Source organism: Streptomyces sp. NBC_01450, assembly GCF_036227505.1.
Taxonomy (GTDB): Bacteria; Actinomycetota; Actinomycetes; order Streptomycetales; family Streptomycetaceae; genus Streptomyces.
The window spans coordinates 4,991,072-5,003,367 of the sequence record NZ_CP109480.1 but is presented as its reverse complement, the minus strand read 5'-3'; the positions used below and the strand labels follow the sequence as shown (position 1 = coordinate 5,003,367).

Genomic DNA, 12,296 nt, shown 5'->3' with positions numbered 1-12,296 from the left:
CTTCACGATCCAATGATCAGGGTGTCCACGGTCAAGGGGTAACGCCCCAGAGCCCAGTTGAGGATGCCGGGCATCTCGGCTGTGAGGCGGTCGGTGAGGGTGGGATCTTCCTTGCCGAGCCACGACACGCGCATGCTGAGCAGGATGAACCGGTTGGCGATGACGCCGGATGAGTCGCCGAAGTGCGGCAGTTCGTTGGACAGGATCATCAGCCGCGAGGGCAGCTTGCCCGTCCACGGTTCGCGGTACTTGCGGTCGATGTCGATCGTGTCGTCGCCGGAGATCGTCAGCAGCCGCTCCACTACCTGGCTGTTGTCGTTGCCGGACAGACGGGCGTCCGAGATGATCGCGAGGGATTTGCCGACCAGCGTGGACAGACCGAAGTTCGTCCCGAGTCCGGCCAGGGTCGGGCCGGCCAGGTTCTCCTTGCCGACCAGCGCTTTCAGCACGCGGGCGATGGTGCCCTTACCGGAGCGGGACGGGCCGACGATGAGCAGGATCTTCTGCTGGTCGGTGCGCCCGGAGAGGACGTAGCCGAACCACTCTTGAAGTGCGGCGATGGTGTCGGGGTCCTCGGGCCAGACCTGCGCGAGGAACCGTTCCCACGTCGGCGCACTCGCGTCGGGGTCGTAGGCGAACGGCACGGACACGAGGTTGAAGAACTCCGGACCGTGCGGCAGCAGCGCACGATCCTGAATCCGGAGTAGCCCGTTCTCACAGGCCACGATGGGCCCCTCGTCCTGTCCCGTGGCGCCCTGGCCATCGATCCACGCCGGGGCGTCGGTGTCGGTGGGCAACAGGGTGATCGCCCCGAGCGCATCGAGAAGGTTGCCGATCTTCTGCTTGGTGGGTGCCCAGTCGCGTTCCTCGGTCTGCCCGTCCTTGCCCGGCGCCTGGTAGACGGCGTATTCGAGGCGGGTGTACATGCCGGCGCGGATCTGCGCTTCGTCCATCTCGCGCCAGCAGGAGCCGTTCCAGCGCATCCACGATGCCCGCCAGCGTCGGCACACGAGCCGTCCGTCCTCGGTCTGCCAATCGGGCAGCAGCCGTCGAGCGACGGCCAGGGGGTTGGTGGGCGGGGGTAGTTCCTCGGTCTCGGTGGCGGGGCGGTTCATCATGCGGCCGTCCTCCCGTCGGTGAGTGTGGCGGGTGTTCCGGTGCAGGCGGCTTTGTGGGCGTCGTAGTCGGCGACCAGCGCGGCCACGCCGCGGGGGCCGGTGGCCGTGCCGGTCTGCCCGCAGGCGCAGGCGTAGGCGGCGGTCGGAGTGCTGCCGTATCTCTTCGACCAGCGAGCCGGGTCACCCGGGAAGCGGTAGACCGGAGGGGCGTAGATGCGGATGCCGGGCTGGTCCGGCGTGGGGTTCCCGCTGTCGTGACGTGCGCCACCGTCAGGGAACCGCTTGGAACGAGGAAGAGCAGAAACGACGCCCTGACGGGCGGCGCCTTTCGGTTCGCCCACGGCCGTCGTGTCCACAGGCTGTGGAGCGGTGTGCGGTCCGGCCGGAGTGGCGGTGATGCTCTTCAGAGGGGGGCGGGAAGGGGCGGTCATGCCGAGCCCCGCCGGTGCTGGTTGTGGGCGATGGACCAGTTGAGGGCGCTGCGGAGGGTGGCGCGGCACTGGGACGGCGGCAGTCCCACCGCCTCGCCCGCCTCCTGAAGAGCCTGCTCCACCTCGTGCCGGGGGAGGTCGCCCCACGCGATGAACCGCCCCATGGCTCGCGCCGCCCGGAACAACCTCGCCTCACGCTCCCCGAGTTGAGCCCCGGAGACGTTGCGGACTTCATTGCTGAGCGCTGTGTCCATGTATCGGCTAGATTGCGCCGTTACGGGTACTGAGGGCGCCTGTACGGGCTTGGGAGCCGGTTTCAGGATGCTCAGCAACCACGAGGGCAGAGAAGCCGTTACGGGGCCGCCTGCGGCTTCGTAGGGTCCGGCGGGGGTGATGCTGCCCGCGGCGACGACATAGCCGCCCCATGCCCGGGTGTCGACCAACGGAGCGATCGTTCCTGCCGTGTTGGCCAGCCGCACCCCGGACGGCGCCGCGAAGTACAGGTGGTGGCCGCCGCTCGCGGTCCGGGTCCGGTAGGTGTCGGGGGCGGCGTGACCGGTGCGCTCGCAGAGCGCCCCGAAGGTCGCCGCGCCGTCAGGCGCGTCCCCATTGCTGTTGTCCTTGGGCATGTCGAGGTCGACGACCAGCAGCCCGGAAGGACCGGTGGCGATACCGACGTTGAACGCGCCCTGCGACCAAGTGGCGCGGATGCGCTCGGGGTCGGTCGTCGCGCGCTGCTCCCACTTCTGGTGGCCTCCCGCGCACGCTCCGGTGCGCGGGCAGGTGGCCTCTCCGTGGAGGGCGGGGCGCTTGGTGCCGGGACGGAGCGGGAACACGTGCCAGCCACGCTCAGCGGCAGCCAGTGCCGCGTTCAACAGATGCGCACTCATGCGGCTGCGCCCCCGTCCGTCCACAGGCCGAGGATGCGGGCGTTGTAGCCGTCCATGGCGGCGGTGAAGGCCTCCCGGTCACCAGTGCTCAGGGCGTTCAGCAGGGCGGCGGTCTCGGGGTTGGGTCCGGGGGGCTCGATGCCGTCGAGGTCGCGGGCGAGGGTGTGCAGCAGGGCCCGGGTCAGGTACCGGTCCAGGACCATGCGGTGTTCGATCAGGGTGAGCGGCGGGCCGACGGTGAGCAGGACCAAGACGGTGCTGCCGTCGGGGCGGGGCTCGGTACGGACCATGGTCACTTGCTCGGCGCCGTCCGGTACTCGCGGGTTGTTCGTGCGATCGGTCATGCTGGATGTCTCCAGTTCCTTGATGGGTGACTGGTTGGCAAGGGCGACCCCGGTCATTGGCGTGAGTGAGGGTCGCCCTTGGCGTAGCTACTGGTTCTCGGCCCAGACGGCGTATTCCTGGCGGACGTAGCCGCGCGGGTGGGCGAGCGTGGCCGGGTGATCCGGCCCGTACGGGGCGCCGCTGTGGTCGCGCTCCCGGTTCTGGTCGATCTCGATGAGCTGGCGAGCGGCATTGGCCGCGATCTCGTCCGTTCCGTTGCGGACGCCGTCGGCCTCGTGCTCCAGCGCGATGCGGTCCAGCAGGGCGGCTTTGCGCAGCCAGTACTCACGGTCCACGTCGCCCCGGTGCGGGTTCTTGGCGAGCGTCCTGGCGGTGGAAGCGGTCCATGCGATTTCGTAGGTGATGCCGGGGGCGGTGGCGTAGGTGTCTTCCGGCGTGGGCCATGCTGTCGGCCCTACCTCGGTCGGCTCGGGGGCGTCGTTGAGCAGCGTGGCGGGGTCGGGGTGGAAGGCTTTGGTGTAGAGGCGGATGCGGTGGCCGTTGTGGGCGGGGCGGCGCTGGATGGGGTCGCAGTCGAACGCGGCGGTCAACGCGCGGGTGATGTCCGGTTCGTCGGCGGGGTCGCAGATGATGCGGATGTCGAACACGGTTCTCCTCTAGGGGGTGTTCAGCCGTGGAAGTGGTTGCGCTTGATGACGGCTTTGCGGATGTTGACCGTGGTCCCGCTGCCGCGGTGGCTGTTCGCGCTGAAGACCTGCACGGCGATCCATCCGCCGAAGATGACGGCGGCGAGGATGATGAGCTGGTGGATGAACGCGGCGAGGGCGGCGACGAACGCGGTGAGCAGGGCCAGCCCGCCGCAGAAGGCGGCGAACCCGATCCCTCCGAGCGCGATGTTGACCGCCGCGCGGGAGACGGCCGGTTTGGCGGCGACGGGTTCGGGCTTGGCGGGCTCGATGGCGTAGCCGGTGACGACCCGCCCGTCGGGTAGGACGATGCTCGCCACCGCCGGGACGCCGGCGGGCTGCACGGGCACCAGCGGCGCCGCCTGAACGGGCGTTATGGGGGTGGGTTGGTGGATGGTCACGGCCCGTTCGGCGGGCAGGTGGCCGGTGTGTTCGGGGTACATCCGGAATCCCTTCTCGGAACGGTTCAGGGAGGCAGGACCACCCCCTTGCGGGGTGGCTGTGGAGGGGGTTTTCGGGGGTCTGACCTGCGGGCCTCCCTGACTCCCTGAACGATCATTTGTGCAGGTCAAGCCCAGGGAGGCGGGTCAGGGAGGCGTTCAGGGAGTTCTCCCTGCCTCCCTGAACCATCGGGGGTCGGCTCCCTGTCACCCTTCGGCGGAAGCGGAACCGTTCTCGTCGCGGTTGGCGAGGGCGCGGACGACGCGTTCATGGGCGATGACCATGCGGCCGTCGGACTTGTACGGCTCGGCTCCGGTGTCCTCCAGCACGCGGCGCAGGTCAGTGAACGTCCACCGGCCGTAGGCGTCCTCGTTCAGCGCGGTGAGCCGCTTGAGTACGTCCTGTGTGACCAGACGCGGGAGCTTGCCGAAGATGGCGGCGATGTCGGCGAGCGGGTCACGCTCCTCGCGCCGCTCGATGACGCGCAGGGTGGCCACCCCGTCCCGCAGCGCCTTCGCGCGGGCGGCGATCTCCTTCGCGTCGTCGGTGCTGATGTAGTGCGTGCGGACCGTGATGGATGCCTGGCCGGCGGGAATCTCGATGCCGTCGCTCGCGACGACCAGCGTTCCCTTGTCCAGTCCCTGGCGCAGCAGGTGCGGGGCGGCGCCGCCGTTGACGGCCTTGTCCCCCAGCGCCATGCAGGCCTGCGACTCCGTGCCCAGGACCAGGGAGGCGCGGGTGTGGGCGCCCTCGCGGACCAGCTTGGGAAGGTTCTGGTCGGTGGGGTCCTGGGTGCCCTCCCACAGGGTCACGTCCACGGCGCGGCCCTGGTTGTGGACCTTGCGGACGGCCATGAAGTACCGCGAGGTGGCCTTGGAGCCGCCGTAGGGTCGCTTGTCCTCGTCCTTGGCCGGGCACATGAACGCCACCTGTGCTTCGTCCACGATGCCGACCAGCGGCTCGAACACGGTGCCGGGCGGCGCCTGGAGACGGCGCTCCATCTCCGCGACCAGGCCCTCAACCATCTCGGTGGCCTGGATGACGTGGTCATCGGTGGGCCCCTGAATCAGCACGGTGGCCAGGCCGTCGAACATGTCCCAGTCGCCTGCGCCCTTGAGGTCTGCGATGCGGAACTCAACCGTGCGGTCGAAGGCGAGCCACAGGGCGAGCGCGCGCAGGGCAGCGGTCTTGCCCTGGTTGGACAGTCCCGTGATGAGCAGGTGCCGCTGGTAGACGCTCAGCGCGGCGGCGTCGCCGCGCAGGTCCTGCCCCCACGGCGCCTTGCCGGTCCTGTAGTTCGCGGTCAGGGTCTCGTCGGTGACCAGCGGGGAGGGGCCGATCGGCTCGTCCAGCGCCCCGGAATCGGCGATCCACAACCGGACCGTGCGGGCCGCCTCCGGGATCGTGATGAACACCTCGTGCTCATGCCGGGTGAGATTCTCGGCAAGCTTGCGGCGCTTGCCCTGCACCTCGTTCGTCGACACCCCGGACGGGAGCGTGACGTCGACTTCCACGCCGCATCCGGCGATCCGGATCGGTCCCAGCATGGACGCGCCGGCGTCGCCCATCTCCTTGATGGCACCTCGCAGCGCGGGCACCCCCAGGTCGCGCAGCGCCTTGACCACGATGGACGGGGTGATCGGCTCACCCTCACCGCTGCGGACGTTGGCGGGCAGGGCCCACTGCGGTGCGGCCTGCTGCTTGCTGCCGACGGTCCACAGGGCGAGCAGGGCGAGGAACGGGCCGATCGTGAGGGCCGGACCCCATACGACCTGCACGATCCGAATCAGCAGGGCGATGAAGTCGATGGTCGCTCGGAGTGGGGTGATGACGTCGGTGACGTCGTGGTTGTTGATGGCCATCACCACTCCGAGCGCGACCAGCACCCCGATGCTCACCCCGGTGCCGACCGCGAGGCCTTTGGCGGCCTCTACGGGCGAGTGCAGGAGGTCCATGCGGCGGTGGTGGCGGGCGGCGCGGAAGCGCTGCAACCGCTCTTCCCACTCCTCGGCCGCTTCCAGGTTCCCCGCGGCTTCCGCCGTACGGATCATGCGCTCGTAGCGGGCCCCGGTCTTGCCGTCCCAGGTGCGGCGGGCCACGATCCGGCCCCCGTTGAACGTGTAGAGGCCGTGCCGGGCGACCGCCCGGACGGTGGTCCTGGTGGTCTCGTGGGTGGCGGCGGTGCGGAGGGCACGGCCCGAGCGCACCCACAGCGGTACGGGCGACGCCGGCGGCGCGTCGGGCACGACGGTCAGCACCGTGGGCGCGTTGTCGTCGGTCGGGGGGTCGGTGGGCTTGTGGAGGTGAACGACGTTCTCAGACATGCTGAGGGTTCTCCTGACTGCCCTTTCGAGGGCGGGAGTTGTGGAGGGCGCCGGGGTGGCCGTGTCCGTGGCAGGGGGCGGTCACCCCGGCGGGTTGTGCGGGCTGGTCAGAACCAGCGGGAAGACTTCTTCGCGGCCTTGGCGCGGGCGGCCTCGGTGATGAGGCGCTGGCGCTCGCCGTGCAGGGCGGTCAGTTCCGCGTTCAGCCGCATCTCGGCGGCGGACCCGGTGGCGTCCATCCGCTCCTCGGCGCGGCCGGTGCTGCGGCCGCGGGAGGCGCGGTAGGCGCCGCCGGCCAGCGCGCGGGCCATGGCCCGCCGTTCCGAGCCGTTCAGCGGCCACCATTCGCCGCGCCGGACGGCTTCCAGCTTCTTGACTGTCTGCTGGATCTCGCGGTCCAGACGGCGGATGTCGGAGTTGGCCATGGTCATCCCTTCCGGGGGTAGGTGTGGCCGGCGGGCGGCTGGTCGCACCGGTTGGCGTACAGGGCGCGGGCAACGATCTGTTCGAACTCGTCCGGCTCGCGGTCGGGGGGCAGGGAGTCACCGAGGGCGGCCATCAGCCCTACGGCGCGGGCGCAGTCGTCGGCGGCGGTCTCGCGGCAGATGCTCAACAGGCCCCCTGGCGGTCGGAGTCGTGGCTGTCCGGGTAGGCGCACAGCACGCACATGCCGAGCGAGCGCGGCATGCAGTAGCTGTAGGTGATCTGGCACTTGGGGCAAGTGCGGCGGGCGAGCATCGCCAGCGCGAGCGCGCCCCACTTCCGCGACGTCATCGGGCGGACGGGCTTGGCGAGGTCGATGCGGTAGAGGTAGGCGACCCGCACCCCTCCCGCGCGCCGGTTGACCCGCATGGTCTGCGCCGCGATCGGCTGCCCTCCGGGACGTAGGCCCTGCGCCCGTAACTGCCGGCGCGTAGCCAGCCCGTCCGGGGCCAGGCGCCACGGGTAGGTGGGCACCCCGTAGCGGGCCCCGGACGGGTCGAAGCACTTTCCCCACGCGGCGGACATCAGGCGACCGCCTTGCCGGTCCGCTCAGCTCGCAGAGTGTCGCGCAGCATCCGGGCGTTCGCCGGGGATGTGCGCACCGCGAGGCGGATCCCCTCGGCGGTCAGCTTCCCGTCTGGCCAATCAGCCGTCACCGTGCGGGCTTCGGCGAGCAGTTGATCCGGCGTGCGCTTCGGCCGGCTCGATCGGGCAACCTCCGGAACCCGACCCGTCGCCCGACGCCGCCGACTCGACACCGCCGGAACCGGCCGCGCGATCGGCACCACGATCGGCGCCAGGATCGCCCGTACGGGCTTGAGGGGCAGAGTCGACTTGCCCAGGTCGACCGCGACCGGATCCGGCACGTTCAGCCGGGTCAGCGTGGCCGTGGGCGGCGGGGTTGATTCCCGCAGGTCAGCCGTAGACCGATTCCTCTCGGTCTCGGTAGATTCCTCCGCATTCGTACTGGCGGGGAGGATCGGGGCCGCGACACCGAACATCGAGGCGAGCGCCGCGTCCGCGCCGTCGGTGATCCGATCGCGCTGGACATCCAACAGCCTCGATCCGAGCGCCGTGTCCCCGACCCCGACCTTACGGGCCAGACGCCACGACGCCCGATCCGACCGCTTCCGGACCCGGTCGACCGGATGATGGGCGGCACGCGCCCGGTGATAGGCGAGAGCCTGCACGATGTCGGCCGTACGCCGCTCGTTCTCCGCGTCGCGGCCGTCGGTGTGGACGACGATCCGCCGGGCGAGAAACGCCATGCCCTCCGCAGAGACGGACATGCCCATCGGGGTCAGCGCGTAGACGACGGTCCGGCCGGGATCCGGAGCGGCCATCGCGGCCATGACGGACGCGGCGGCCGGCAGCACCCACAGCCCCATACGCACAACGCGCGGGGAAGACTGCCCCAGCATGGTCAAGCCCAGCAGGACCAGGGCGAGCACGGCCGTGGCACCCTCACCGGCCGCCAGCGCTCCGAGCGCGGTGCCCTTGCCGTAGGCATGACCGATGTTGCTGTAGGTACCGAAACCGCCGATCACGCCCGTGGCCAGCATCGGCACGAACGCGGCTGCCAGCACACCGGCCTGAACCTTCGTCAGCTTGGTGCGGTTCACCGGAACCACCCCCGCTTCTTCGGCCTCGCCTCGGCTGCCGCGTCCGCGGCAGCCGCCTGCGCTCCCATCCGCTCCCACTCGCGGGCCTCGTCCTCACGCCCGTCGAGTCGGGCGAGGTGCGCGGCCTGCTGGTGCGCGGTCATCTGCCGCCACTCAGAGTGGCTGGCCGGGCTAACCGCCGACCGGGACGACGAGGCAGGACGTTGCGCCTGATGGGCCGCGTACTGCTGTTCCGGCGTCTGCATGTCCTTGAACCGGCGTCCCATCACGCACCCCCGACGGCGAGCAGGGCCGCGAGGATGAGTAGCGCGCCACCCGCGCAGGTCAGATCGACCGCGCGCCGCAGGCCGGTGAACTTCACGACGGCGATCCGGGACAGACCCGCGATGTCTGCGGCCTGGTCCTCGGCCAGAGTGGCGCTGATCTCCTCGGCCGTGAGCGTCGCCCACAGCGGAAACCCGCGCCCACCACCCAGGTTCGGCCGGACCGACCGCAGCAGCAGACCCGCCGCGGCGACCAGCAGCCCCATCCCGAGCCCGCCCACGACGTACGCGGGGGTGGTCAGGGGGACATCCTTGGCGACGGTCCACGTGCCGGCGAGGACGGCGCCGACGAACGCCAGCAACAGACCAGTCTTCGTGTCGGTCCGCGCGATCTCCGCCTTCACCTCCGCATGCGCGGCCGTGAGGCTCTGACCGGTCGTGGCGCTCATGCCGCGCCCCCGGCGGCCATCTCGTCGGCGGTGCGGTTGGCGAGGATCCGCCACTCGGTGAGGACCCGGGCGAGGGCGCGGCGCACGCGGCGGGTGTCGACCTCGTTCGGGGTGTGGTCCATGGCGATGATCTGCGCGTCGATCAGGTCGACGTCCGCCAGGATCAGCGGCATCTCCGAGTCGATCGCGGCCAGCTCCGCGTCCGTCGGCTCGTTCCAGTCGGCGAAGGCGGTAACGGCTTCCTGAACAGTGACGATGTGGTTCATTGGGTCGTGTTCTCCCTAGTCGGTGGTACGGCCCGAAAGCGGCTCCGGTGTTCGAGCACCGGAGCCGCGTGCCGTGTGGGGTGGTGGTGCGGGTCAGTCGTTCTCGGGCTTGCTGCTGAGGCCGTAGGCGGCGTCCAGCTCCGCCGTGACGTCCTCGCACTCGCCGGCCACAATCCGGTCGTAGACCGCCTGGCCGCGCTTGAACTTCTCCGGGGAGGTCAGGTCGGGCGACTGCTGCGACTTCTTGCCGAACATGCGGACTCCTGACGTGTCGTAGGCACATCCACAGCGCCGTGGGGCGCGGCGGAAGTTGAGGCAGTGCGTGTCTCCTCCAGGAACACGAGCTCCCGTTTGAGGCGTATGGAGACGTGACCTTTCGGTCTAAGCCCTCCGGTTGACCAGGGGTCCGGGTCCCTCGGCCCGCTCTGTCCCGGGCCCCTTTGCACACCGCGAATTGGAGGCAACTCCGTCATCTGGTGCGCACCAGAAGGTAAGCATCTGGTGCGCACCAGAGTCAAGGGCCTTCGCCCATTCGAGCGGCGGTTGCCCGCCGCGGTGCATCTCCAGAAGACCCGTTCAGGAGGGAGTGCCGGTAGCCAACAGGCCTTAACACCCGTCCTGTTAACCCCTGTTGACCTGCGGCGATGTGAGGCATGCTGGGAAGGTCAGTGAGTGGACCTATCGCCGGACGGTGGCCGTGAGCACAGGACTGCGAAGCGCGCGAACGGCGCGAGGCTGGTCTCAGGAGCGACTGGTTCGCGAGATCGAGCAGTACGCCCGACGGCACGTCACGGACGTTGCGTCGACCGCGAGTTTGCGGGTGTACGTGTCCGAGTGGGAGAACGGCAAGCGCAACATCTCGGATCGCTACGCGGCGATCCTGCGGCAGCTCCTCGGCGTCACGGATGCAGAGTTGAGGGGCGGACCGCTCACGCTTCCTCCGTCGATGGCCGACGGGTACGACGAACTGCTGAGCAGGATCGATTCGGCCAGCAGTGTCAGTCAGTCCATGGTGAAGGCGTTCAACGATCAGACCGAGCTACTGCGCACCATGGACCGAGAGAGGGGTGCGTCCGGTCTCGTGGACCAGATGGCGGGGCATCTCAGCGCCCTCGAAGACGCGCTGAACTTTGCGGTGCTTCCGAATGCTCGGCGGCCCGTGGCGCTCGCGCTCGCGGGGGCGTCCACCCTCGCGGCGTGGCAGGCGATTGACTCGGGAGCGGTCGAAAGGGCTTGGCGTCACTACGAGCTTGCGAAGCGAGCCGCGCGCGACGCTGAGGCCCCGATGTACCTCGCTCACGCGATGGCTGAGCAGGCGTACGTACTGTGCGAGGCTGGTCGGCCGGCGCTCGGTGTCGACCTGGTCCGCGATGCTCAACGCACCCTTGGCCAGGCCGGATCGCCCCGCCTTCAGGCATGGCTGTACGCCGCCGAAGCGGAGTTGTGCGCCCACGCGGGAATGCCCGACGACTGCCGACGGGCGCTCGATGCGGCCATGGCGAGCATCCCGCCCGGCTCCGATGACCGAGACCCGGACATGCTGAGCATCTTCCTCAACGGCGCCCATCTGGCCCGGTGGCGCGGCAACGTCCTTGCCCTGCTTGGCGATGGAGACGCGGTGACCAGCCTTTATGACGCGCTGGAAGTGGTGGACCCGACCTTTGTCCGAGCGCAAGCCGGACTGCATGCCGACCTCGTACAGGCGCACTTGGCCCGAGCCGAGTACGACGACGCGCACACCCACCTGCGGCAGGCACGACTGTTGGCGAGCCGCACCGGTTCGGTGCGGCAGCGCCGCCGTGTCGACCTTCTCAGTGCGAGGCTGTGACCCCCTGCTTGCCCCGGCTCGCAAGGATGTGGAGTAGGGCCACGAGGGTGCCGGAACCCATCAGCTCACCGCGTGCCATCAGGCCAGGGATGTCAGCCAGTGGGACCCACTCGATGTGCCCCGCCTCTTCTAGATCGGTGGGGGAGCCGACCTGCTCAGCGCCGTGGCCGACGAAGATCTCATGGGGTGAGTCGACCATGCCCACCATGGGCTGATAGGTGACGACGTGATCCACGGACTTTGGGCGCCACCCCGTCTCTTCCACGACCTCCCGCAGCGCCGTGTCCGCCGGTTCCTCTCCTTCGTCGACGATCCCGCCGGGGAGCTCCCAACCCCACTGCTGCGGCACAAAGCGGTAGCGCCACATCATCAGTACGCGTTCCTGGTCGTCCAGAACCGCGGTGACGGCGACGTGGTGCAGCTTCACCACGTGATGTTCGAAGCGCTCCACGCCGGGCGGCTCCACATCCCAGAGCTGGAGCTTGACCCACTGGTTGTCGTAGACGTCTCGCTCGCCATGGATGCGCCAAGGCTCCAACCCCTCGGGCGTCTTGACGCTCACGGCGCCGGGCACCCGGTACGAACTCCGTCCGCGCACTTCCAAGGCGCCCTCGGACACGAGTCGGGCCAGCACCTGACGTAGCGCGGTACGGCCGATACCGAGTTCTTCCACGAGCGCGCGTTCCGAGGGGAACTTGTCGCCGGGGGCGTACTCCCCGGAGGCGAGCCGATCACGAATCGTCTCGTAGACCTTCGTCGTCTTCGGTCCCATCCGCGAAGCACTCTCCATTCTGCCGTGGTGCGTACCAGGCCACTGAGTAAATTTACCCACTGGCGCCGTTCCGTGGCGGCCCAGAGCCATGCTTCCTCCGGTCGATGCGCGGACGATTTTCCATGATCAGGACGAGACGCGGACGAGATTGGGGCACCTCCCATCTACCTCGGGTGAAACAGCAGGTCAGGCGTGGTGCAACGGGTCGATCATGAGGGGACTGTAAATCTGCCGGCTTCGCCTTCCCAGGTTCGAATCCTGGCGCCGCCACACGACCGAAAGGGTCCGTGAACAGCAGCAATGCTGATCACGGGCCCTTTCGTCGTTCCGGGGACGTGCGACATCGATTTGCCCGCCTGGCGTACTTCCGTGACAGCA

The 12,296-nt window shown here is 69.4% G+C and carries 17 protein-coding genes; 1 reads left to right on the top strand and 16 read right to left on the bottom strand.

Annotated elements, in window-relative coordinates; all coding sequences use genetic code 11:
* Positions 1–2: 2 nt before the first annotated feature.
* The 15 genes from OG568_RS22355 to OG568_RS22285 all read right to left on the bottom strand — a co-directional run bounded on the left by OG568_RS22355 (position 3) and on the right by OG568_RS22285 (position 9,573).
* Positions 3–1,118, bottom strand: coding sequence for a DNA primase family protein (locus tag OG568_RS22355; RefSeq protein WP_329532852.1), 1,116 nt, complete (start codon positions 1,116–1,118; stop codon positions 3–5).
* Entirely contained in the window at positions 1,115–1,549 is a 435-nt protein-coding gene (locus tag OG568_RS22350; protein WP_329532851.1) for a hypothetical protein, read from the bottom strand. The genes OG568_RS22355 and OG568_RS22350 overlap by 4 nt, the downstream gene beginning before the upstream one ends.
* A complete protein-coding gene (locus OG568_RS22345; RefSeq protein ID WP_329532850.1) occupies positions 1,546–2,439 on the bottom strand; it encodes a bifunctional DNA primase/polymerase in 894 nt (297 codons plus the stop codon). The genes OG568_RS22350 and OG568_RS22345 overlap by 4 nt, the downstream gene beginning before the upstream one ends.
* On the bottom strand, positions 2,436–2,783 hold the full coding sequence (locus tag OG568_RS22340) for a hypothetical protein (RefSeq protein WP_329532849.1): 348 nt from the start codon (positions 2,781–2,783) through the stop codon (positions 2,436–2,438). Before OG568_RS22340 ends, OG568_RS22345 begins: the two co-directional genes overlap by 4 nt.
* Before the next feature lie 87 nt (positions 2,784–2,870).
* Positions 2,871–3,431, bottom strand: coding sequence for a hypothetical protein (locus OG568_RS22335; RefSeq protein WP_329532848.1), 561 nt, complete (start codon positions 3,429–3,431; stop codon positions 2,871–2,873).
* Positions 3,432–3,451: 20 nt separating this feature from the next.
* Complete coding sequence (locus tag OG568_RS22330; protein ID WP_329532847.1) at positions 3,452–3,913, bottom strand: hypothetical protein; 462 nt, start codon at positions 3,911–3,913, stop codon at positions 3,452–3,454.
* A gap of 204 nt (positions 3,914–4,117) precedes the next feature.
* The gene (locus OG568_RS22325; protein ID WP_329532846.1) at positions 4,118–6,235 is read right to left on the bottom strand and encodes an FtsK/SpoIIIE domain-containing protein; all 2,118 of its coding nucleotides are present in this window, start codon (positions 6,233–6,235) and stop codon (positions 4,118–4,120) included.
* Between the two features lie 107 nt (positions 6,236–6,342).
* Positions 6,343–6,660 (bottom strand): hypothetical protein, encoded by a 318-nt coding sequence (locus tag OG568_RS22320; protein ID WP_329532845.1) that lies wholly within the window; start codon positions 6,658–6,660, stop codon positions 6,343–6,345.
* 2 nt (positions 6,661–6,662) lie between these two features.
* Complete coding sequence (locus tag OG568_RS22315) at positions 6,663–6,848, bottom strand: hypothetical protein (RefSeq protein WP_329532844.1); 186 nt, start codon at positions 6,846–6,848, stop codon at positions 6,663–6,665.
* Positions 6,845–7,243: an RRQRL motif-containing zinc-binding protein gene (locus tag OG568_RS22310; protein WP_329532843.1), complete on the bottom strand. Its 399-nt coding sequence runs from the start codon at positions 7,241–7,243 to the stop codon at positions 6,845–6,847. Before OG568_RS22310 ends, OG568_RS22315 begins: the two co-directional genes overlap by 4 nt.
* The gene (locus OG568_RS22305) at positions 7,243–8,340 is read right to left on the bottom strand and encodes a conjugal transfer protein (protein ID WP_329532842.1); all 1,098 of its coding nucleotides are present in this window, start codon (positions 8,338–8,340) and stop codon (positions 7,243–7,245) included. Before OG568_RS22305 ends, OG568_RS22310 begins: the two co-directional genes overlap by 1 nt.
* Complete coding sequence (locus tag OG568_RS22300) at positions 8,337–8,585, bottom strand: hypothetical protein (RefSeq protein ID WP_329532841.1); 249 nt, start codon at positions 8,583–8,585, stop codon at positions 8,337–8,339. Before OG568_RS22300 ends, OG568_RS22305 begins: the two co-directional genes overlap by 4 nt.
* A 20-nt stretch (positions 8,586–8,605) precedes the next feature.
* Positions 8,606–9,052, bottom strand: coding sequence for a Pycsar system effector family protein (locus tag OG568_RS22295; RefSeq protein ID WP_329532840.1), 447 nt, complete (start codon positions 9,050–9,052; stop codon positions 8,606–8,608).
* Positions 9,049–9,318, bottom strand: coding sequence for a DUF6284 family protein (locus OG568_RS22290; RefSeq protein WP_329532839.1), 270 nt, complete (start codon positions 9,316–9,318; stop codon positions 9,049–9,051). The genes OG568_RS22295 and OG568_RS22290 overlap by 4 nt, the downstream gene beginning before the upstream one ends.
* A gap of 93 nt (positions 9,319–9,411) precedes the next feature.
* The gene (locus OG568_RS22285; protein ID WP_329532838.1) at positions 9,412–9,573 is read right to left on the bottom strand and encodes a hypothetical protein; all 162 of its coding nucleotides are present in this window, start codon (positions 9,571–9,573) and stop codon (positions 9,412–9,414) included.
* A 565-nt stretch (positions 9,574–10,138) separates the two neighbouring features.
* Here OG568_RS22285 and OG568_RS22280 point away from each other — a divergent pair.
* Complete coding sequence (locus tag OG568_RS22280) at positions 10,139–11,146, top strand: XRE family transcriptional regulator (protein WP_329536414.1); 1,008 nt, start codon at positions 10,139–10,141, stop codon at positions 11,144–11,146.
* Here OG568_RS22280 and OG568_RS22275 read toward each other — a convergent pair.
* Positions 11,130–11,918, bottom strand: a complete 789-nt coding sequence (locus OG568_RS22275; protein WP_329532837.1) for an NUDIX domain-containing protein — start codon at positions 11,916–11,918, stop codon at positions 11,130–11,132. The two genes, OG568_RS22280 and OG568_RS22275, sit on opposite strands and share 17 nt — an antisense overlap.
* Positions 11,919–12,296: the final 378 nt, after the last annotated feature.

Excerpts from the sequence above, each read along its gene's own strand:
- OG568_RS22350 (WP_329532851.1), bottom strand. The coding sequence starts at position 1,549 with ATGACCGCCCCTTCCCGCCCCCCTCTGAAGAGCATCACCGCCACTCCG.
- OG568_RS22300 (WP_329532841.1), bottom strand. The coding sequence starts at position 8,585 with ATGCAGACGCCGGAACAGCAGTACGCGGCCCATCAGGCGCAACGTCCT.
- OG568_RS22325 (WP_329532846.1), bottom strand. The coding sequence starts at position 6,235 with ATGTCTGAGAACGTCGTTCACCTCCACAAGCCCACCGACCCCCCGACC.
- OG568_RS22345 (WP_329532850.1), bottom strand. The coding sequence starts at position 2,439 with ATGAGTGCGCATCTGTTGAACGCGGCACTGGCTGCCGCTGAGCGTGGC.
- OG568_RS22340 (WP_329532849.1), bottom strand. The coding sequence starts at position 2,783 with ATGACCGATCGCACGAACAACCCGCGAGTACCGGACGGCGCCGAGCAA.
- OG568_RS22320 (WP_329532845.1), bottom strand. The coding sequence starts at position 6,660 with ATGGCCAACTCCGACATCCGCCGTCTGGACCGCGAGATCCAGCAGACA.
- OG568_RS22290 (WP_329532839.1), bottom strand. The coding sequence starts at position 9,318 with ATGAACCACATCGTCACTGTTCAGGAAGCCGTTACCGCCTTCGCCGAC.
- OG568_RS22295 (WP_329532840.1), bottom strand. The coding sequence starts at position 9,052 with ATGAGCGCCACGACCGGTCAGAGCCTCACGGCCGCGCATGCGGAGGTG.
- OG568_RS22330 (WP_329532847.1), bottom strand. The coding sequence starts at position 3,913 with ATGTACCCCGAACACACCGGCCACCTGCCCGCCGAACGGGCCGTGACC.
- OG568_RS22355 (WP_329532852.1), bottom strand. The coding sequence starts at position 1,118 with ATGATGAACCGCCCCGCCACCGAGACCGAGGAACTACCCCCGCCCACC.
- OG568_RS22310 (WP_329532843.1), bottom strand. The coding sequence starts at position 7,243 with ATGTCCGCCGCGTGGGGAAAGTGCTTCGACCCGTCCGGGGCCCGCTAC.
- OG568_RS22285 (WP_329532838.1), bottom strand. The coding sequence starts at position 9,573 with ATGTTCGGCAAGAAGTCGCAGCAGTCGCCCGACCTGACCTCCCCGGAG.
- OG568_RS22275 (WP_329532837.1), bottom strand. The coding sequence starts at position 11,918 with ATGGGACCGAAGACGACGAAGGTCTACGAGACGATTCGTGATCGGCTC.